Source organism: Kitasatospora sp. NPDC059599 (assembly GCF_042735125.1).
Lineage (GTDB): Bacteria > Actinomycetota > Actinomycetes > Streptomycetales > Streptomycetaceae > Kitasatospora.
Map to the genome: position 1 here is coordinate 53,049 of NZ_JBHWCL010000005.1, position 20,624 is coordinate 73,672.

Here is a 20,624-nt window from a genome sequence, read left to right on the forward strand (position 1 = left end):
GTTCGGGGAGGGGGCGGATGTGGTCCCGGTCGAACAGGAACCAGCCCCACGCGTCGGTGCCGTCGGCCGTCGCGTCGTCGGCCCAGCGGACGTGGACGACCCACATGGTGCTGCCGGGCGGGCGGCGCCACACGGTCAGCAGTCCCGGGCGCCATTGGCCGCCGTGGCGGATCTCGACCAGGCGCCAGCGCCGTACGTCCCGGCAGGTGCCGGGCAGCGTCATCAGCTCACGGGGCGCGCGCTCGGCGTCGCCGGGTACCGGGGCGGGGTACGCGGGGCGGGAGAACGGCACATCGACACTCATGGGAACAATTGTTCGATATCGGCTGTGAGTGATCAAACGTCAGCTCCGCCGGGACCTCGCTCGGCCTACCGTGGAAGGGAGAGGGCGACCAGGCGGAGGTGGACGATGACCGGAACCGCAGCGATGACCTGCGACGCCTGCGGGCGCACCACGACATGGAACCCCTGGCGCGCCTGCTCCCTCCCATGCTTCGACCGGCCGCGGCCCACCGCCGAGGAGCAGCAGGACATGATCGACGCCGCCCCGGAGGCACTCGCCTACTTCCTCGCCATGGCCCCGGGCACCCACGTGGACGACCAGGGGTAGGCCGAGGTGCTGCCCTTCGCGCTGCCGGTAGACGTCGCGCTCGCCCGCCCGGTCGCCGCCTTCCCGTCCGGCACAGGCCTGAGCCTGGAGCCGAAGTGGGACGGTTCTCCAGACACGAAAATGTGTCTCAAGCAGGGTCCTTGCTGACTCCCTGTTAGTCAATAAAACTGCTGGTCATCTGGGTGGGGGGTGAACACTCGGAGGCCGGTTGCACCTCTTCTTCACCGACCAGCGGACGGCCCTGAAAGTAGGGGACGTCGCGGGGCTTGGGCACGAGGGCGTGCGGGAGCTGTTCGACCGCCGCCGAGTCGATACGGGGACGCCGATCCTGCTGGACGGAGCGATGCGCCCGGTGGAGCCGGTGTCGTCCTGGTTTCGGACGCTCGCGCTGGAGCGCATGGACCCGAAGTCCATGAAGGCCTACGCGCACACCGTCCTCCTGCTGATCAACTTCCTGCTCAAGCGGCATGAGGACCTGCGGTCGGCCACCGAGTACGACATCAAGGACTTCGAGTCCTGGCGCCGCGAGGGCGGCCGGCACACCGTCGGGGACTCGACCTGGGACCGGGACTCTGCGGCGATCGGACGGCTCTACGACTACCTCGTCGACATCGGCTACGTAGCCTCGAAACCCTGGCGGCCGGTGCGGGGCAGCATGTCGTTGGACAGCGGGATCTCGCAGGACGTCCGGGTCCGGCACATGGAGCTGGAGCAATACCTTTTCTGTCGGGATGTGGGGTTCGGGGGCCTGACGCCGGACGCCGGGCTGGACGCCTCCTTCCGGGGCTGCCGTCCGCACCGCAACCGCGCGGCCTGCGAGCTGGCCCTGATGACCGGCATGCGGATCCAGGAGTGGTCGACGCTGCTGCTCCCCGAACTCAGCCTGGGAGCGGGCCGCCGTCCGGCGACCTGTTACGTCGACCTGGCGCGGTGCGCGAAGGGCCGGCGTCCACGCTCGGTGTACGTTCCGGCGGGGGCGATGGAGCTCCTCGACCCCTACCTATTGATCGAGCGGCCGGAGATCGTGGCCGTCGCCCAGCGGAGTCTGCGTCGCCGCTGCCGGGACCTGTTCGTCGTAGAGCGCCTGGAGGCGGATGGCACCCGGGCCCGTGGGGTACTCGACGGCGTCACCGTCGTCCGCGCGATCAAGGACATGCCGCCAGACCTGCGGCGGATCGCGGTCCTGGAGACCGGCGGCGGCCTGGACCCGCTGGCGCTGTTCGTCGGACGGGGCGGGCTGATGCTCACCTCCTCCGGGTGGGACCGGGTCCGCTGGCAGGCATGGGAGCGGATGAAGGCCTGGGCCGGGCACGAGCGGGCGCCGGTGATGCCGCGCCGCTGCTGGGTCTTCCACGACTGGCGGCACACCTTCGCGCTGCGGCTGCTGATCTTCCTCACCCGGCAGGCCCTGAACGACACCGTCGACCAGCAACTGCCGATGGCCACGCTCCTGGACCACATGACCGGCAACCCGCTGCTGATCGTTCAGCACCGACTCGGCCACGCGACGCCGGCCACCACCTACCGGTACGTCCGCTACCTGAAGGACCCGATGCGGGAGGTCGATGACGCCTTCCGCGAGTGGACTGCAGCCGGCGGCGCCTCCTACATCACGATCGCCCGTCACGTCCTTGGCCTGGAGGAGCACGCGCATGCCGCGCAGGGGTGAATACACCGAGATCGACGCGGTTCCCAGGAGCCGGCCGCCCGAGCCGGCCCGAATCGGCCCCAGGGTGGTCGTGGCACCGGAGTCGAACAAGCAGCGGGCCTCGGCGACCGTCGATCCGGGCTGGTTCCGCTGCTCGGGGCTTGCCGCCGAGCTGGCGGATGAGTGGGTGGAGCTGGCGACCGCTGCCGGGCACAGCGTCGGTACCTGCCGGCACTACCGGCAGGCGATCGTGGACTTCTGCCGGCACGTCGACGAGACGCTGCCGAACGCCCACGCCGCCTCGCTGGCCCACGGGGACCCGGACCTGCACCACGCGGTGACCGAGTGGATCCGCCTGCTGCCCGCCCGGCACACGACCGGCTCACGGATCCCGGCCTGGCTGGCCGGGCGGGTCCGGATCCTGGTCGGCCGCCGCATGCAGCACCCGGGCCGTCCGGTCGCACCCAGGCTGCACGGCTGGGTCGCCGGCGACCTCGGGATCCGCCGGGGCCAGGACCAGGAACTGGACGAGTTCACCCGCGCCGACAAGAAGAAGATGGTGAACGCGGCCTGGGCGGACTGCCTGGCGATCGCCGCCCGGATCAGGGCCGGGCGGGCGCTCGCGGCCACCGGCACCGATCCGGCCGACGGCGGCTGGACGAGCATCCCGAACCTGTTGTGGGCCATCGTCAACGACGCCTGGTCGTTCGAGCAGATCAGCGCGCGTCTGCCGCGCTGGCAGAAGATGCCGGCCTCGCTGCGCGACCCAGTCCAGGAGGCGGGCTTCCCCGCATGCGCGGGCATCACGAGCGTCTGCCGTTACCTGATCCGTCAGCTGTTCCTCACCCCGCCCGACCTCCAGCCGTTCCGGATCGCGCTCATGGCCGCCACCGGCCGCGCCCCCGACGAGGTCATCAACCTGACCGAGGACGACGTCGAGTTCGGTCCCCGCAGTGTCCTGATCGACTTCGGCAAGAACCGGGCCCACGCCCGCACGCGCCAGGCCTTCAGCACGACGCCCACCCCTCCGGAGCCGGTGCTGCACCCCGGCACGGTGCGGATGGACGCCGGGCAGATCGCCCTGCTGATGCTGGAGCTGAACCGCCCGCTCGCCGAGCGGGCCGCGATCGCCCCGGTCCCGCTGTTCCTGCGGGCCTCCACACGCGGTCGGACACTGTTCGTCTCCCGCATGAACCGTCGGCGCGGCGCCTCGTTCTGCGACTGGCTCGACCGGCACGGCATCACGGTCGACGGCACGCCGGACATCCGGCGCCTGCGGAAGTCGACGAAGGTCGAGAAGGCCATCGCGTTCAAGGGCCGGGTCAGCGACATCGCCGACGACCACTCGGTGGAGACCTTCCGCCGGCACTACGCGCACGGCACCACCCTGCGCGTGATCGCCGGTAACGTCATCACCTCCGCCCAGAAGCACTGGCTGCGCCAGGCCCTGGACGGACCGGTCGTACTCTCGCCGAAGGCGGAGAAGTCCCTCGGCCAGGACGGGGCCGCCGAGGCACTCGGTCTGACGACCGAGCAGGTCAAGGAGCTACGGGCCGGCCAGCTCGACATGGGCGTCTCCAGTTGCAAGAACCCGCTCGACTCCCCCTACGGCCGCGCCGGCCAGCTCTGCCCGGTCGCGCCGACGCGCTGCCTGGAGTGCCGCAACTCCTTCGTTCTGCCCTCCAACCTGCCCCAGCTGCTGCTGTTCGCCGACCACCTGGAACGCCTGCGGCTGCGGCTGTCCCCGCCGCACTTCCACGCACTGTGGGGCCAGAGCCGGGTCAACGTCGCCGAGGCGATCGGGGCCCGCACCGACGCGGAGATCGCGCTCGCCCGTCAGCAGATCGCCGAACAGGACCTGGTCCTCCAGCTCCCTCTCGCCGCCCACGTGGAGTTCGACGCATGACCACGATCCTGCCCCTGCCCGAGGGACCGTCGATCTTCCGGGACGACGAGCCGGTCATCCAGTCGAACCCCCTGCTGCCCGGCGCCGTCTCGCCGCGCTTCGGCGACCGCGCCTGCTGGGACTTCAACGGCGTCCTGCGCAAGGCCCGGAACCGTCCCGGGGCCGCGATGCGGGTGCTGCTGCGGGGCCTGGACGGCGAGTGGAACCTCCTGGCCCGCGAGCTGGCCATGATCTGGTTCAACCCCCGGCACCCGAAGCTGCTGGAACGCGGCATCCACCTCAAGCCCACCCCCCACTCACCGCTGACCGTCGTCGGGCGCATCGGCCACCTGCGGGCCCTCGCGGTGTTCGCCGCCGAGCGCGGTCTCCCGCAGCAGCCCGCCCAGTGGGCCGACCAGGACTTCCAGGACTACGTCGACCACCGCTGCGACAGCGGCGACTCCCTGAGCGTGCTCGGCCACATCCACGTGATCAAGGCCCTGCACCGGCTGCGCGGCACGCTGGCCTGCGGAGGGCTCCCGCGCGATCCCTGGCCGGGCAAGAGCCCCAACGCCGTGGCGAAGGTCCCCGTCGTCGTCCCCTTGCGCACCCCGGTGATCAGCCCACAGACCTGGTTCCCGCTGGTGAAGGCGGCCTGGACCTACATCGAAGTGTTCGCACCGGACATCCTGCGGGCCTCCGTGCTCTGGCGGCGCCTGCGGGACCAGGCCCGCCCCGTACCCATGGAGGAGGCCGACCGGCTCATCCACGCCTGGCTGGCCGATCCCGCCAGCAGGGTCCCACTGCATCCTGACGGCTCCATCTACTGGAGCCTGCTCGGCTACATGGCCGGCATCTCCGTGCGCCGGGCGCACGCTTTCTCGCCCGGCAATGCTCCGGGACGGGACCGCAGAGCAGCGGTCGAGCGGCTCGTCGCCGCCGGCCGAACCCAGTTCGGTCTCCTGAACGAGATGACCATCGTTCACCGCCCGCACGGCGGCACCGGCCCCTGGCACCAAGGGCTCACGCCGCGCAGCCTACGGTGGGAGGCGATCGCCCTGCGCGACGCGTGCTACCTGTTCGTCGCCGCGCTGTCGATGATGCGCGACTGCGAGATCCGGGAGATCACCAAGGGCTCGGTGGTCGAGCACTTCGGCAGCCCGGCGGTGAAGTCGGTCAAGGAGAAACTCGACCCGGACCTGCCGGTCAAGCACTGGTGGATCACCGAGCCGGTCGCCCAGGCCATCGACGTCGCCTCTCAACTGTCCCAGCATGAGCATCTCGCCTTCGGCTCGCCCCGCCACGAGAACGAAGGCTTCATCAGCGGTCACGTCCCCCTGCGGTTCCGCCTGCACGTCAACGAACTCCGGCACGTCACCGGCCTACCCGAGCTCCCGGACGAGCACGTCACCCCGCACATGTTCCGACGGACCATGGCCCTGCTCACCCGCGACCACCCTGGATCCGAGATCGCCGTCGGCATGCAGCTCAAGCACGTCGCCGCCCGCGCCCTGGCCAACCGCACCACCCAGGGCTACATGGACCACGACCCCAAGTGGGCCCGCCACCTCGCCCACGCCATCGTCGAACGTCGCCTCCGGCGCCTCCAAGACCTCTTCGACGCCGACACCCGGGGCGAGACCATCGGCTTCGGTCCAGGCGCCGACCGCATGCGCGAAGCCTTCGCCGCCGTACGCCACCAGGCCGAACAGCTCCGCTCCACCGGCCAGGCCCAGCGCGGCGACGTCCGCGTCGAGCACGACCTCCTCGCGCGCACCCGGATCTCCGTGCGCTTCGGCAAGCTCAACCACTGCACCATGAACGACGACGACCCCACCGGCGCCAAGTGCATCGAGGACGCCGTCGTCCCCGACGGCCACCGCGGCCCACTGATCGACCGCTGCCAGCCCTCCCGGTGTGCCAACAGCGTCATCGCGCCTGAGCACCTGCCGATCTGGAAGGCCGAGCACGCCTCCCTCACCCGGCTCCGGGAGACCCCCGGGATCGCGGCCGGGCGGCGGGCCCACCTGGACGCTCAGCTCCACGAGGTCGACCTCGTGATCAGGAGGACCAGGCCGTGACCGTCGCGGATCGGACCGAGCAGGCCCTGCGGGAGGCTATGGAGCGCCTCTTCGCGGGCCGGCCCGAGCGCACGGACGGCAAGCTCTCGAAGAACAACCTGTGGCGCGAGGCCGGAGTCAGCCGGGCCACGATGAACCGAGCGACCGCTGTCCTGGCCGAGTGGGACGCCCGTGCCGCCGCCAGCCCTGCGGCTACCCACCAGCGCCGCCGCGACGAGGAGATCACCGATCTGCGACGAAGACTCCGCAAGGGCAACGAAGAGCGCCGCGAGCTCCAGGGCCGGGTCGACGCGGCGGCCACCGTGATCGCGACGCTGCTGACCGAGAACGCCGCCCTACGGGAGCAGATGGCCGCGCGGTCTGCCACCGTCGTCCCCATCCGGTCGGGGACAACTCGGTGGTGAGGTGGTCCTTGCCGGAGCCGATGCTGACCGCGAACGGCTCTTGTCTTGCCGGGCATCATGACGCAGCGAGGGCGGCCGTCGTGGCGGCGCGGCAAGCTCCGCAAGAGCAACGGAGCGTGCAGGAAGCTCCAGGCCCAGGTCGACGCGGCAGCCACCGTGATTACGACTCTGCTCACCGAGAACGCTGCCTTCCGCAAACAGGCAGCCAGGCGCTCCGCCGTCATCGTCCCGATCTTCAGAATCCTGACGGGCGGCCCATGACCTGACGGGCGGCGCTCTCGACCCCAGCTGGTGGTTCTCGGAGACCCGGGCGCTTCTGCCCTTCGTCGCCAAGGGGAAGGCCTGGAGGTCCGGGTCGATAGTGGGGCTCGGCGCTGGCGACCTGAGGAGCCGCTCGCGCCGGAGGGTCGTGGACGCCAGGCAGGTGCTGATACCACCCGCGGACGGTCAGGCGAGGAGCCAGCGATTGAGTCCTCCCGCCCTCGGCGTCCAGGCGGGAGGACTCAGCTGCGGTCAGAGGTTGAGCCAATCCCAGAGGTCGATGATGGCCTCTCGCGCAAAACCCGAGATGATGCCGCGGATCGCGGCGCCTACCAGAGCACGCAACCCACTGTGAAGGGGGAGATTCGACATGGCGCACCTTCCAGGTGTAGGCCCGGGTTCTTCCGGGCTTCGTGTAGTTGCTGCGCCAAATGTCGAGTGGGGGACGCCCGGGGGCACGTATGTCTGCACCGATGGCAGGCAGAGCAGCAGGTCAGCGGCCTAGAATCGAGTTATCCGGTTTCGCTGCGCCGGACAAAACCGGACGAGAGGCTAGACGGAGCACTGCGGTGACAAGCAGTGATGATCTTGTCGATCCCGTGCGCTTCTTCGCTGAGCGGCTTCAGGAGCTGCGCGAGAACGCGGCTGAGCCGTTACGCCTGGATGATCTTGCGAATGCTGCCAGCGCAATCTTGTCGACTGAGGCGCGCCGGGCAGGCTTGCCGACCGTGCGGACCGTGAGTAAGCAGCGCATCAGCGCTTGGTCTCGTGGCGACGATGTTCCCCGCTCGTTCGGTGTCCTTCGGGCAGTTCTGACGGTGATGTTCAAGGCCCCTCCTCGGGACGGAGCGACGCCAACCACGGGGCTGTACAACACACGTCGCTGGAAGCAATGGTGGGAGGAGGCTCAACGGAAGCGGAGCAGCCGCTCACCGACGGCTGTCGCGATGCCCGCCCCATCCACTGCCGCCATGCACACTCTGCGCGCAGATGTTGCCGATTTCACGGGCCGACAGGATTATCTTGAAGAGATATGCGAATTCCTCCCTTCCGCCGACCTAGACGCGCCAGGTCCGGCCGTAATTGTAATCGACGGAATGGGCGGTGTCGGCAAAACTTGTCTGGCTTTCCATGCAGCCCATCAACTCTCAAGTCGCTATCCCGACGTTCAGTGGGAGGCAGATCTGCACGGGTTTGACCCAGGTGGGCAAGAGCCAACCGATCCCTCTGAGGTGCTATCTGATCTCCTCAATCTCGCCGGCGTCGCTCCGGAGGCTATTCCTAGTACCTTCGATGCTCGCATGGCCAGGTATCGGGATCTGCTTTCTGGTCAACGAGTCCTCATTGTGCTTGACAATGCCATAAGCGAGGACCAGGTCCGGCCACTCGTGCCCTCATCGTCAAATTCTCTTGTCCTGGTTACCAGTCGCAACAAATTGGCTGGCCTAGAGGGTGCAAGGCACATTAACCTAAAGGCTTTTAGCGAGTCCGATGCATTGGATCTATTTGCGCGCCTAATTGGATCTAAGAGATTTCAGGGTGATACAAGGGCAGCCAAGCGCATCTGTGGACTCACTGGCCACCTGGCGATTGCTATCACCATAGCCGCCGGATATCTCCAATCTCACCCGGCATGGACTCTCGCAGCCTACGCCGACGAGCTGCGGGACGAAAATCGCCGACTGCGAGCGCTTTCAGCGGGCGACAGAATCGTTTCATCGGTTTTTTCCCTCTCGTATCGGCCGCTACCTGCAAGCGCCCAGCGAGTATTCCGCCTTCTCTCACTTCATCCGGGTGACGGCGCCACAGCATATTCGACTGCCGCCCTGGCCGATCTGGACATCATCGAAGCTGAAGAAACCCTCGAATACCTCTTCACTGTGAACCTTCTACATCAGCTAACCCCCGGGCGCTATGGACTGCACGACCTAATTCGGTCCTACGCCCACTCCCGTCTCCAATATGAAGACAGCGAGAACGAACGCTCGCTCGCCGTGGCCCGCGTAGTGAGCTGGTACCTCCACACTGCGCACCGCGCCGCCAGGCTCCTGGCTCCCGGCCTGCGGCCTGTGGACATCTCGACGGTCCCCATTCCACGACATCAACTGACACTCTCGGACGATCAGCAGGCCATGTCCTGGTGCGACACCGAACGTCGGACATTGGCCGCTTGTGTATCCGCCGCAGAATTTTATGATCTGCATGCGCTAACCTGGCAACTGGCATGTTCCCTTTTCACTTTCTATGATCTGCGCAAGTATTGGGACGACTGGATTGAAGGCCATCATCACGCCTTGGCTGCCGCCATAAAGCTAGGCGACAGCAAGGCTCAAGCCCTTTCCCTTGTCAACCTTGCCAGCGCATACTGGCAGAAGCGTGACACCGCTAAAGCAATCTCCTGCTGCCAGCGGGCGGTCCCACTCTGCCGAACTACCCACGACGACTATATGACTGCTAGAGCCCTTAACAACCTCGGCTTGGCTCATTGGCAAGCGCGGCGATTCCGAGAAGCAATCAACTATTTCAAGAAGGCTATACCTCTCCGCAGAGCAGCCGGGGATCGCTGCGGCGAAGGAATTACACTCAATAATCTTGGGCTTGCCTATTCAGAGGTTGGAAGATTTCATAAGGCGATCAATTGCTACATGCGAGCCATTCCGCTGGAACGCGAGACGAGAGAGCGACAATGCGAGGGTCACACGCTAAACAATCTTGGTGCCGCCCACCTTGCGATTGGAAACATCGACCTAGCTTTCACCTATCTCCATCAGGCCCTTTCGCTCCGTCGCCAGATAGGGGACCGGTGGGGACCAGCGGAAACCTTGGAAGAGCTCGGGCGGGCATTTTATATGAACGAAGACGAGGAAGCGGCTCGCGCAAGCTGGATTGAGTCAGCCAGCATATTTGACGAACTGGGAGATTCTCAAGCCGATCAAGTCCGTCTCCGGCTACAGGAGCTTGATTAGAGTAAATCACCGTTCTGATTCTTGACGACGGCAATCAACTGGGAAATCGATGCTGGCCAAGCGTTCGGGTCATTTTTGAGGCCCCCTGCTTCCTTGAGTCACCGTGTGTCATGAGCGATGCCGACAGAAAGACGAAATCCGCACGTCACCGAGAACGCGCCTACCGAGACCAGCCAGCCAGGTTTTCCGTCGTGGCCCCGATCCCCCCAGCGCTGATCACCCGACTGGTGTCTCTGAGACATGCCTCAGTCTGGAGAAGGACGGCTGGCGTGCGTTGCTGCGAACCGGTCCCACTGCTCGGGTGTTCAGTCGGCACGGAGCCGACCTCACCCGCGCGATGTCCGATGTCGCCCAGAGCGCCGAGCAGGTGCCGGAGGCCGTTCTCGACGGCGAACTCCTGGCGGTCACCACCGACGGCCGGGTGTCCTTCGGCCTCCTGCAAAGCCGGGCCGGCAAGGGCCCGAAGCCCGGTTCCGGGTTCACCGTCGTTTTCGTGGCATTCGATCTCCTCGCCACCGGCCGGGACGGCCGGGACCTGCGGAGCCTGCCGTACCTGGACCGCCGACGGCGGCTGCTCGACCTGCTCGACGGCGCCCCGACCGGGATCCAGCCCACCCCGGCAAGCGGCACCGACGCCGGAGCGCTGGCCTGGGTCGGCGCGCTCGGCGGCGCCATCGAGGGCGTCGTCGCCAAGCCCACCAACCCCTACCTGCCGCGCTACGGCTCCGGCTGGACCAAATGGCGCCGCCGGCACACCACCGAGGCCGTCATCACCGGCATCACCGCAGCCGCCAACCCGAACCAGCAGGCAGCCGTCCTCGCCAAGCCCGACACCACCGGACAGCTGCGCCCGGTCGGCGTCAGCCTGCCCCTTGAGCCCGCACTGCGCAGCCACCTCGCGTCCCTGCTGGAACCGGTCGGCGACCAGTTGGCCGAGCTGCCCGGCACCGTCGGTGGGCTGCCCGGCAGCCCACCGGTCACCTACCTGCCCGTCGTCCCCCAGGTGGTCGTCGAGATCCTCACCGACCAGGATCACCCCGAATTCGGCCGCTACCGCCACCGGCCCCGGATCGTCCGCCACGGCGCCGACCTCACCCCGGACCTGCTGGCACCGGCAGCCCCCTGACCCGGGCCATCCCCTGCCTGTCAGCGCGGGGTCAGGCGGCCGGAGTGTGTACGGGCCCGGCCGCCCGAGGACTTCACCACGCGGCGCCCGGGCCATGAAGGTGCCGTGCCAGGCGGTGTGAAGCAGGGGCCTGCGCGCCGTCGCCGGGGCACCCGGCGGGTGCAATGTCCGGCGTGGCGCGTCCGGTACGGTCAGCCGGCTGCCTGTGACGATCGGGGAGTCTGCGACAGGTGATCTTCAACTTGCCCTAGGGTTACGGGAGTTCCCGGTGGCGAGCCTGCTGCCGGGACTTCGTGCTTTCCGGAGGGCGAAAGATCTTGCGATACGTGCGGCTGCTGCGACGAGGCCCGGTTCTTCTCCTGTGGGGCGCGCAGACGGCGTCGGTGTTCGGTGACCGGCTGTACGCGCTGGCGGTGATGTGGCTCGCCTGGCAGAGATCCGGCGGCACGGCGATGGGCCTGGTGGCGATCGCCGAGTCTGTGCCCTACATCGTGCTCGGCACCGTCGGCCGACGGGTGATGGAGCGGTTCACCACGCTGCGCTCGCTCGCCGGGGTGGACCTGGTCCGCATGGTGCTGGTCGCCGCGCTGCCGTGGACATGGGAGGTGTGGGGCACGCCGGGGCTGCTGGTGTCGGCCGCTCTGCTCGGGGTCGGCGGGGCGCTGTTCGACCCGAGCCTCGGGGCGCTCGTCCCGGACCTCGTCCGGCCCCAGGAGGTGCAGGCCGTCAACGGGCTGATGGACTCGACCAGCCGGATCGCCCGGGTCGCCGGCCCTGCCTCGGCCGGTGTGCTGCTGGCCGTGATGCCGATGGCCGGGCTGTTCTGGCTGGACGCGGGAACGTTCGCGCTCTCCGCCGTCGCCCTGGCCGTGCTCGGCGCAGGTACCAGCCTCCGGGCATCGGCACCGGCAGGCGCGACCGCACCCTCGGGGGCCAGCCCGCGGACGCGGGCCCGAGCCCTGGTGCGCACGCATCCGGAGACCGGGGTGGTGCTGGCCGTCCACGGGATCGCGATCTTCGCGGGTGCGGTGTCGATCGTGATGCCCGCGCTGGTGGCGGTGCGGCTCGGCGGTGGGGTGGGCACCTACGGTGTGATGCTGGCCGCCACCGGAGCCGGGTCGATCGTCGGCAACGTCGTCGCGGGGAACGTCCGCCTCCCGAGCTCTCTCCCGCTGTTCTACTGCGCCGCGTGGACGGTGTCCGGCACGCTGATGGCGGTGACCGGGTCGGTGAGCACGGTCGCCGAGCTGGTGGCGGTGTCGGCCGCGTACGGCGCGGTGTCGCCGTTCCTGGCGGTGGCGCTGTCCACGCACCTCGCGCAGTTCCCGCCAGCAGCCCGCAGGCGACTGCTGACACTCGACCAGACGGTCATCCGGACCATGGGCACCCTCGCGATGGCCGGGATTCCCGCGCTGGCTGCGGCCCACCCGAGGGCGGGGTTCACAGCCGGCGGCCTCGCCACGGCCGTGGTGGGCCTCGCCGGGTGCGCCGTGGTGGTGTGGTGGGCGAAGACCCGCACGCCGCTGCCCGGCGCCGAACCGGTCCTGGAGAGCGTGAGCGGCTGAGGGTATGCGGCGGGGCCGGGCTCCCTGGTGGTGCGGGAGTCCGGCCCTTCGTGCTCCTGGTCTCAGATCACGCGATCAGGGACCAGTGCGTGACGGTGATGTCCTCCAGCGGGATGCCCAGCCTCTTGTAGATGTGCTGGTGCATCGCGCCGAACCAGGCGTCACGCCGGTCGGCGAAGAACCCGAGGTCGTACCAGGCGACGCCGAGCAGGACAGCGCCGCCGCCGTTCGGGTTGCCCGGCTCGGGCTCCCAGTAGGTGCACTGCCAGTCCCAGAGCATCAGCTCCTCCGGGCGGCCTCGCAGCCGCTCGTCGGACTCGCGCAGGGCCTCGATGCACCGCTCGGCGGTCGCCGCGTCGGGGCAGTAGTAGGTGCAGTCGGACTTGCCGATCGGGGTCTTGTCGGCGCGGCGGGCCGCGTCGGCGTCCTCCCCGGTCAGGACGCGCACACGGGTCACCGCGGTCGTCGCATCGAGCGTGTCGAGGATGGTCACGGTGGTGCTCTCCTCTCCCTTGTCCTGGCGGACTACCAGCCCGTGCCGCTGATCGGCACGACGCTGGGACTCGTGGGATCGCGCCGCAGGATGCCGTCCGGCGCGGTGTAGCGGACGTTCAGCCCGATGCGGGCGCCGTCGCTGGTGTTGGTGCCGGAGCGGTGCACCAGGCGGCTGTCCATCAGGACAGCGCAGCCGGCGCGCAGCGGCACGGGGACGGTGGTCTCGGGGGTGAAGCCAGCGGCCTGGTCTGCCCGGCCGCGCTCCGCGCCGGTGCCGGCCTCCTTCTCCACCGGCAGGTAGCCGAACCGCTGGGAGCCCGGGGCGACCTCGAGGCACCCGTTGGCCTCGGTGGCGTCGGTGATGGCCAGCCACGTGGACACCGACCGCTCGGGATGGAGCTCCAGACGGGCGCCGATGCCGTCCTGGTGCCACGGGACCTCGAACGCCTTCCCCGGCCACTTCACCACGAGGAACGTGTTCTCCACCGCGACGTCCGGACCGAGGACGGCCTGGACGGCCGCCAGTAGATGCGGGGAGCGGACGGCGAACCCGGCCCAGTCCTCGGTGAGGTGCGGGTTCCGGGCGATCTCCTGGCCGCTCCCACGGTGCTCGCCGACCAGGATCGCGGCACGGCCGCGTGCCGCGCCGGGCATCGACCACACGATGGGCGAGCTCGTGCCGCGCCGGCCGAGGATGCCGTCAACCTGAGTGAGCACGGTCGCCTCCGTGGATCGGGCAGGGGCAGATCGGCCAGGTCGCGGCCGGGTGGCGGGAGTGTGGGGAGACGTCGTCGGGGTCGACGGTGACCACGCCGGTGTCGTCGGACCGGGTGCCGTCGGGCGCGATGCGGTACGAGCGGATGATCAGGCCCCGTCGGCGTCTCTCCAGCGGAACGAAGTCGGAACTGCTCACCGCCGCGGCCCCAGCAGGTGCAGCCGGCGCAGCAGCCGGGCCCGGCGGTAGGCGATGCTGCGGTGGGCGATGCGGACCACCGTCCTGCCACCGACCGTCACCACCAGGTCGCCGCCAAGTTGTCGAAGCTTCGGTCTGCTCGAGGGCATGGGCGGCACTCCAGGGCGTCGGAGGGTGGGGCGCCGCCCGGGGCGTCCACGGAGCCGAGGGGGATCGGTCTGTCCTCGCACCGAGCGGCATCAACGACGGTAGGGAGTAACGGGATGCTCACTCAACGCGTTTGCAGGCGTTTGCAGAATTTCAGCCCAGGGAGTCAGCGGCCCGGGCGATCAGGGCTCGGGCCTGCGCGCCGTAGACGGCGAAGTCCTTGAGCCGGTCGAACGCCTGGGCGTAGAGCGCGAGTTCGCTGGGCGTGGTGACGGTCACCTGGGCGGACAGCAACTCCACACCGGCTTCGGCGTCGTCGAAGATGTTGAACGTCTCCACCGGCCACATGGTGCGCTGCGCGGTGAACGGGATGACGCCGAGTGAGACGGCCGGCAGCGCCATGGCGGTTAGCAGGTGGTCCAGTTGCTCGGCCATCGTCTCGGCGGTCCCGAGGCGGTAGTAGAGGACGGACTCCTCGACCAGGATCGCGAAGCGGTGGTTGCCGGTGCGGATGACGCGGGAGCGGGCCAGGCGCGCCTTCACGGCGTCGGCGACGTCGTCCGGTGTTCGGCGGAAGTCGGCGACCGTGGCGAGCAGGGCGGTGGCGTACGCCTCGGTCTGCAGGACGCCGGGCACGACGCGGGAGGAGTAGGAGCGGAAGTGCCGGGTGCGCTCGTAGAGCGGCGTGGCGGACTCCTGGAGGCGGCGCAGGCCGGTGCGGGTGAGGCGGCGCCACTCGATGTACATGGAGTCCACGGCTCGGTTGGCGGCGATCAGGTCCTCGGCCTGGTCGTCGGCGTCGCAGGCCCGGCACCAGGTGCGGATGTCGGCGTCCGACGGCGCGGTCTTGGCGTTAATGATGCGGGAGGTCTTGGCGCCGTTCCAGCCGCACCGGGCGGCCAGCTCCTGGCCCTGGAGGCCGGCGTCCTGCATGATCTCGCGCAGCCGCGCGGCAACGGCCAGGCGGGCTTCCTGGGCGCTGGAGGACGGGGAGGCGGGCACGGGGGCTGGTCGTCCGGTCCGGGCGTCAGACGGTGAACTGCTCGTGCGGGACGGCGCGCTCCCACACGGCCTCGAACGCGTCCGCGCAGAGCTTGGCCACGGCGGGGTCCTCGCACATCTCCGGCCCGCCGGAGGCCCCGTCGCCGGTGAAGTGGTTGAAACGCACGACCGCCTGGTCGAACAGCCAGAAGTCGTTCCCGGGCAGCGCGAGGTCGGAGGCCCGGCGACGCGGCAGCCAGCGGACCTGCTCACCGGCCGCGAGGTTCACCACCGTGCCGGCGTGCTCGTAGCGGATATACGCGGAGACCGGCTCGGAGACGATCCGGGCACGGCGCACCACGACACCGCGGGCGACGGCGGCCCGGACCATCGACACCCAGCCGGACCAGCCCTCACCCTCGGGGTCGAGGTCCGGGTGCACGCCGGTCCGCCGGAACTGCTCGAACTCGGCGGCCTCGCCGGCGATGCCGTAGGAGTCGCGCATCTCCAGGTGCACCGCGGAGTGCCGGGCGCCGGCCAGCAGCTCAGAGAAGGCCGTCACGTTCGGCATCGTCGAGCGCCTTCCTGATGATCGCCGCCATACGCAGCGGGATGCGGGTCACGTTCTCGTGGTCGGGCGTACCGACGGCGTGGCCGGGCACCCACTCGGTCGTCCCGATCTCTGTCAGGAGCTCGCCGTCGGGCTTGAGGCCCTGGACGACGAGCTCCTTCCGCGCGTCGTCCACCCAGACCATCGGGCTCTCGTCCTTGCCGGTGTTGGGGTCCACCCCGGCGAACCGTAGCGTCATGATGCCCTCCCGTGCCAAGTCGGTTGCGTGGCTTTGCATGACGCTCCACCCACGAGTGACCTAACGTCAAGTGTGCGCGGGCACGGCCTGGTGGCACGCGTCCCGCGCTGGGCTGCGGGCGGGGTACTGCGCGAACGCCACGGCCGTTGGCCACGCCGCCGCAACCCTGCGCGGCCGGTCTCAGCTTCCCCGCGATCCATCGGGACCGGGCGGCCAGCTTCGGCAAGCCTTCGAACAGTCCGGACGCCGCCGGCGGCGTCCGGGGGAGGACTCCCCGTCAGGCAATGTCGACGAGTGACTGGAGGATCTCGCGGATCTGCTCGGCATCAGCGCCTGGGGGGATGGCTCGCACGCTGTCCGGGTTGGATTCGACTACGGCCACGACCCGGCTGTCGGCGGGCAGGAGGTTCAGGAACCAGGCGATGGTGTCGGCCCAGACATCGGGGGTCCCGTCGGTGAGGACGAGGTTGCGGTGCTCGAAGTAGCTGCCCAGGCGGATCTCGCCGTCGATCTCGACCTGGAAGTCGAGGTAGTCCCTACCGGTGGCGGGTGCGTGCTTGCGCCAGGTCCGCGTATCCGGGAAGCGGGTCAGCAGGTGCTCCTCGGCGTCGTCGCGGGAGGGCGGCCAGGTGGTTCCGGGTGCGGCGGCGATGAAGATGGTGTCCATCGTGTCCTTCTTCGTCTGAGTCGGGTCACCGAGTTCGGTGTGGCGAAGGCGGTCACCCCGGCGAGCAGCGACGTCTGTAGCAAAGGATTCCAAGGTGTGAGCGAGGTCGGGGTGGCGGCAGCCTCGCTGTCGTTGGTGCAGTCGGGGAAAGCAAGCTGGCTGCTGCCCCACGCCGCGTCCCGACATGTCGTCAAAGTCCAATTTCTGGGCACGTGTTGAACCGTCCACGACAGCCACACCGTTCGCACCGGTAGGAGGTGACCGGGGGTATTTCGCCTTCACTGGTGCCCTCCCGGAACCTGCACCACGACCTGGTGGAAGCGTTCCACCGGACGAATCAGTCATTGCGATTGGAGAAGGTGTTGAAAGCGACCCGGAACTTCTTGGTCGGCACTGCGGTGATCACCCTCGGACTCGCCTTGTTAGGACCCGCCAGTGGAGCTGTGCACGCGACCGGTGCCTCCGTCGTCAGCGCGGTCGACGTTGGGCTCACGTCGTTCAATCCTTCGGACGCTTCGTGCCGTTCGCTTGCTGGTCAGAGCGAACAGCCGGTGTGCGGGCCGAGGCCCGGCCAATGACGGTCCTTGCACCGCGCGCGGCAGTAAGGCCTTCCTCCGTCCCCCAGACGCTGCCCTCGTGGTGTGGCAAGAGGTGGGAGACCACCCGGTCGGAGGCCTGCATTAGGGACCAGCCGACGCATCTCACTGTGCTGAGCTCCGGTGGCAAGTCGTCGACGCTTGAGGCCTATCTCTCTCAGTACATCAAGTACAGCGCCACCTCTCGCACATTCGTCGAGGCCGACTCGTGGGAGTTCGTCAGCGCCAGCGGCCCCCTGCCGCCGATGACTGCGACCTTCGCGCCGACCTGTCACGGGACCTGCACTGCCTCGTCCACGTTCCCCACCGGCACGTCCGTCAAGGTCGGTGACGTGATCAACTGGACCAGTACCTTCACCGATAGCACGACAACCCAGCACCTCGACGAGATCGACTACCACGCCACCGTCAGCGTCGTCGGGGGCACCACCTGGACCTCACCCGACTGGTACAGCCCCACCTTCCGCTGCGACGATCAGGTCGGCTCCTACGCCGGCTGCGTTTCCTACTACGGGCAGCCTTCCCTGAACACCATGGCTCGCCTGCCCACGATTGCGGCCAACATCCGCAACGTGCAGACCAACGGAAGTCTCCACTACGGTCTCCTCGGCACTGGACAACCTCTCACCCGCGACACGAACTCGCAGCGAGCCAACCGCAGTGCCGCATGCCCGCCCAAGGGGCCGCAGCCGGCCGGCACCACGTGCGACGAGTACCCCTTCGCCACGACGAAGGAAGGCGCGGCCAACCCCAACAGCGCACCGCCGAACTCCGGCTCCGTCTGGGCCCCGGAAGCAGAGGAGAACTCCCAGGCCGGGTACATCTCCAGCTTCGTCCAGAACGAACGCATCCTCGAAGGCGACCAGTACTGGGTAGCGGTGTGACCGGGCACCAGACAGTCCAGGTCGACATCCGCGGTCACCAGTACTGGATCCAGGACACCCCTCCCGACATCGATCAGTCGATGTACAAGGGCTTCAACGGCCTCGTCTCGACCCGCGGCGACAGCCACGCGATCATGGCACCGTCTCGTTCGAACCCCGGGCCTCCCCCGCTTGCGGCTCAACCCCGTGCGATGTCTGCGGTGGAAGTTCGGCGGGCGAAACTCACCGGCTATGCGGGGCGGATCTCACCGGCCTTTGCAGGGTGCGGTGCGTGGGCCGGTGCAGTCGGCCGGTTCTACTCGGCTGCGGCGTGGGCGAGGCCGCCGGGTCCGAGGGCGCGGCGGGCGGCGGGCCGGGCGGGCTGCGGCGGGGTGTCGGGTGCGGCCGGTGCCGGGGCGGTGAAAGGGGAGTCCAGGTGCTGTACCGGCAGGAGGCGCTCACCGAGCGGCTGGCCGACAGCGGCTGCCTGGTGAGAGAACGGCTGGGCCAGTCGGCGGCGGGCCGGGTGGCCGGGGTGATCATCGCGCATGGCTGAGAGTGTGTCACCCCGGGGCGGTTCGGGTGACGGTATCGGCCCCCGTGGGCCGACGGTGGGCCGTAACCCGGTCGGCGATATCCGGGTTCACCCGGTCATGACGACGACTGTGACCGACCTGCCCGCACGCGACGCGGACACCGAAGCCCCCCAGGACGCGCTGCGGGCGCACCGTGCCCGTCCCCGACGCCTTCGACCAGGACTTAGCTCCACCGAGCCAGGCGAAAACACGACACGCCGACTTGACGGGGAAGCCAGGAGCAGCGAGGCGTCGTCGGTCTCCACGGCGGTGCCGCGCGGGAGGCCGCCGGTGGGCAGGAGCGGGGTGAGTGGTTCGAGAACGGGAAGGGTCTGGGCGGCTGCGCGGCGTGAGCGGGCGTCGGGCGAGGTCTCGTCGAGGAGATGGGCCAGCCGCAGGCGGCGTTCGGTTCCGGGGTCGGTGTTCGGGGCCGCGGTGGTCACCGGGCATCGTCCGCTCCGCTGTCCGCGCCGGCCTTGTCCGGCGACGGCTGGGCGGTCTCGTTCTTGTTCTGCGGCAGCGGCTGCAGGGCCACGTTGTCCGCGATCACCCAGGCCGCCTCCTTGTCCTCGCTCCACCTGGCGTGGACGATCCACGGCAGACCGGGGCCCGGCCGGCGCTGGGCGGTGACCAGCGCCGAGCGCCGCCCGCCCCCGGTGCGCAGCCAGGTCAGGCGCCAGCAGGACTCATCGGGCGTGGTGGCGGGCGGGCCGGCGAGTTCGCGCGGGACCATGATGGCGTCGCGCCAGGTGCCGTAGTAGGGGTTGTGGGCCGGTGCGGGACCGTCGGGGGCTTCCGGGACGGCGGCACCCTGTTCACGGACGGCTTCACCTTCACTCCGGAAGGATCCGCCTGTCGGTGTGCGAGCTGAAATGCGGGCGCGGGGGAACTGGGTTGCGAGGCGGTCGGGAGCCGCGGTGGAATCGGGCGGGCTGTGCAGCTGCGGCCCGGACGGGGAGGGATCGGTTCATGGACGGGACGACAGCGCTGGACAGCGTGCTGCAGCAGGCACACGTGGTCCAGGTGAGCTCGGTGAGCGGGTCCGGGGCGGACGGAGAGATCCGGGTGGACCTCTCCGATCCGGCGGAGTCGGCACAGCTCAGGACGGCCATGACCGTGGAATCGCTGCCCGGGTTCCACTGCATGTGCCTCGGGGACGTCCGCTTCGAGGTGTTCGACCGGGACGGTGGGCGGCTTGCAGTCGTCGTCCTGCACCACGGGGCGACACTGAGGTGGGGACAGTGGGAGAGCGACGCCGTCCTCGCCGACGGCCGCCTGCTCCTGGCCTGGCTGGACAGGCACGGCATGCCCGGCCCCATGCAACAGTTCGAGGCCGACCGGCAACGAGCGGAGGAAGGGGCCGAAGAGAAGCGCAACTGGCTGGCCGCGATGCCCGCCGGACTGGAGGGGCTCGCCGACCGGATCCTCGACCTCTCCCGCACCGGCGGCAGTCCCTCCCCCGAATTGCTCGCGGAACTCACGGACCGACTGCAACTGACGTTCCCCGACCCGGTGGAGCGGGTGCTGGCCCTGCTCGACTGGTATGGCTCCGGCAGCGGGCGCTGCTCTGGCTACCCCGTCCACGAGGGCGTGCCTGGCGAACTGCTCGGCAGGGTGCCGATCGCCGACCTGCTCGCCGGGCTGGCTGACCCGCGGGCCGAGGAGCGGCACGACGCCGGGGCCGTGCGGCATCTGGTGGGTTGGGAGACTCGCCCGCGCCAGAAGCGGGACGTTGCCGATCTGCCCGAACCGCTGCGCGCCCGATTGCTGGCGCACGCCCGCCACTGTGGAGACTCCGACAAGCAGGGTCGCGCAGAACGGTGGTTGGCACCCCCGCGGGCCTGAGAAACCGTCAGGGCGCTCAGTGGTCGGCGAAGGCGGCGCGCTCAGCGACAGAGAGGGGAACGTGGGCGCCCTGGGTCGTAGCAGCCGGAGAGTCACCGAGTCCTTGCCGCACCAAGCCCGAGATCAATCATGAGCGGAGCAGGAAGTCAGCCCCGCCCCAAACTCCAACCGTCCGAGAGCCCCGGCA

18 protein-coding genes are annotated in these 20,624 nt (G+C 69.2%); 10 read left to right on the top strand and 8 right to left on the bottom strand.

Going from position 1 to position 20,624, the window contains the following annotated elements; translation table 11 throughout:
• Window positions 1-409 precede the first annotated feature (409 nt).
• The 8 genes from ACFV04_RS03055 to ACFV04_RS03090 all read left to right on the top strand — a co-directional run bounded on the left by ACFV04_RS03055 (window position 410) and on the right by ACFV04_RS03090 (window position 12,546).
• Window positions 410-610 (top strand): hypothetical protein, encoded by a 201-nt coding sequence (locus ACFV04_RS03055; protein WP_380526442.1) that lies wholly within the window; start codon window positions 410-412, stop codon window positions 608-610.
• Window positions 611-818: 208 nt separating this feature from the next.
• A complete protein-coding gene (locus tag ACFV04_RS03060; RefSeq protein WP_380526444.1) occupies window positions 819-2,279 on the top strand; it encodes a tyrosine-type recombinase/integrase in 1,461 nt (486 codons plus the stop codon).
• Window positions 2,263-4,164 carry a hypothetical protein gene (locus ACFV04_RS03065; RefSeq protein WP_380526446.1) on the top strand — a complete coding sequence of 634 codons (1,902 nt, stop codon included), beginning with the start codon at window positions 2,263-2,265 and terminating at the stop codon, window positions 4,162-4,164. Before ACFV04_RS03060 ends, ACFV04_RS03065 begins: the two co-directional genes overlap by 17 nt.
• Window positions 4,161-6,224, top strand: a complete 2,064-nt coding sequence (locus ACFV04_RS03070; protein ID WP_380526448.1) for a hypothetical protein — start codon at window positions 4,161-4,163, stop codon at window positions 6,222-6,224. The genes ACFV04_RS03065 and ACFV04_RS03070 overlap by 4 nt, the downstream gene beginning before the upstream one ends.
• A complete protein-coding gene (locus ACFV04_RS03075) occupies window positions 6,221-6,628 on the top strand; it encodes a hypothetical protein (RefSeq protein WP_380526450.1) in 408 nt (135 codons plus the stop codon). The genes ACFV04_RS03070 and ACFV04_RS03075 overlap by 4 nt, the downstream gene beginning before the upstream one ends.
• Before the next feature lie 830 nt (window positions 6,629-7,458).
• Window positions 7,459-9,855 (top strand): ATP-binding protein, encoded by a 2,397-nt coding sequence (locus tag ACFV04_RS03080; protein WP_380526451.1) that lies wholly within the window; start codon window positions 7,459-7,461, stop codon window positions 9,853-9,855.
• Window positions 9,856-9,958: 103 nt separating this feature from the next.
• Window positions 9,959-10,981 carry a hypothetical protein gene (locus ACFV04_RS03085; RefSeq protein WP_380526453.1) on the top strand — a complete coding sequence of 341 codons (1,023 nt, stop codon included), beginning with the start codon at window positions 9,959-9,961 and terminating at the stop codon, window positions 10,979-10,981.
• Window positions 10,982-11,307: 326 nt separating this feature from the next.
• Window positions 11,308-12,546, top strand: a complete 1,239-nt coding sequence (locus tag ACFV04_RS03090; RefSeq protein WP_380526455.1) for an MFS transporter — start codon at window positions 11,308-11,310, stop codon at window positions 12,544-12,546.
• A gap of 67 nt (window positions 12,547-12,613) precedes the next feature.
• On the opposite strand, the gene ACFV04_RS03095 is transcribed toward ACFV04_RS03090, so the two are convergent.
• From ACFV04_RS03095 to ACFV04_RS03125, 7 genes are all read right to left on the bottom strand, one after another.
• Window positions 12,614-13,039: a hypothetical protein gene (locus tag ACFV04_RS03095; protein WP_380526456.1), complete on the bottom strand. Its 426-nt coding sequence runs from the start codon at window positions 13,037-13,039 to the stop codon at window positions 12,614-12,616.
• A gap of 32 nt (window positions 13,040-13,071) precedes the next feature.
• Window positions 13,072-13,758 carry a phytanoyl-CoA dioxygenase family protein gene (locus ACFV04_RS03100; protein WP_380526458.1) on the bottom strand — a complete coding sequence of 229 codons (687 nt, stop codon included), beginning with the start codon at window positions 13,756-13,758 and terminating at the stop codon, window positions 13,072-13,074.
• 192 nt (window positions 13,759-13,950) lie between these two features.
• Entirely contained in the window at window positions 13,951-14,103 is a 153-nt protein-coding gene (locus ACFV04_RS03105) for a hypothetical protein (RefSeq protein WP_380526460.1), read from the bottom strand.
• A gap of 151 nt (window positions 14,104-14,254) precedes the next feature.
• Window positions 14,255-15,103, bottom strand: a complete 849-nt coding sequence (locus ACFV04_RS03110; protein WP_380526462.1) for a helix-turn-helix domain-containing protein — start codon at window positions 15,101-15,103, stop codon at window positions 14,255-14,257.
• Window positions 15,104-15,128: 25 nt separating this feature from the next.
• A complete protein-coding gene (locus tag ACFV04_RS03115) occupies window positions 15,129-15,653 on the bottom strand; it encodes a DUF6879 family protein (protein WP_380526464.1) in 525 nt (174 codons plus the stop codon).
• The gene (locus ACFV04_RS03120) at window positions 15,628-15,891 is read right to left on the bottom strand and encodes a hypothetical protein (protein ID WP_380526465.1); all 264 of its coding nucleotides are present in this window, start codon (window positions 15,889-15,891) and stop codon (window positions 15,628-15,630) included. Before ACFV04_RS03120 ends, ACFV04_RS03115 begins: the two co-directional genes overlap by 26 nt.
• Before the next feature lie 277 nt (window positions 15,892-16,168).
• Window positions 16,169-16,558, bottom strand: a complete 390-nt coding sequence (locus ACFV04_RS03125) for a hypothetical protein (protein WP_380526467.1) — start codon at window positions 16,556-16,558, stop codon at window positions 16,169-16,171.
• Window positions 16,559-17,264: 706 nt separating this feature from the next.
• Here ACFV04_RS03125 and ACFV04_RS03130 point away from each other — a divergent pair.
• Window positions 17,265-18,038: a NucA/NucB deoxyribonuclease domain-containing protein gene (locus ACFV04_RS03130; protein ID WP_380526469.1), complete on the top strand. Its 774-nt coding sequence runs from the start codon at window positions 17,265-17,267 to the stop codon at window positions 18,036-18,038.
• Window positions 18,039-19,031: 993 nt separating this feature from the next.
• Here ACFV04_RS03130 and ACFV04_RS03135 read toward each other — a convergent pair.
• Window positions 19,032-19,325, bottom strand: a complete 294-nt coding sequence (locus ACFV04_RS03135; RefSeq protein ID WP_380526471.1) for a hypothetical protein — start codon at window positions 19,323-19,325, stop codon at window positions 19,032-19,034.
• A 236-nt stretch (window positions 19,326-19,561) separates the two neighbouring features.
• Here ACFV04_RS03135 and ACFV04_RS03140 point away from each other — a divergent pair, with 236 nt between their 5' ends.
• Window positions 19,562-20,437, top strand: a complete 876-nt coding sequence (locus ACFV04_RS03140) for a hypothetical protein (protein ID WP_380526473.1) — start codon at window positions 19,562-19,564, stop codon at window positions 20,435-20,437.
• The last annotated feature ends 187 nt before the right edge of the window (window positions 20,438-20,624 follow it).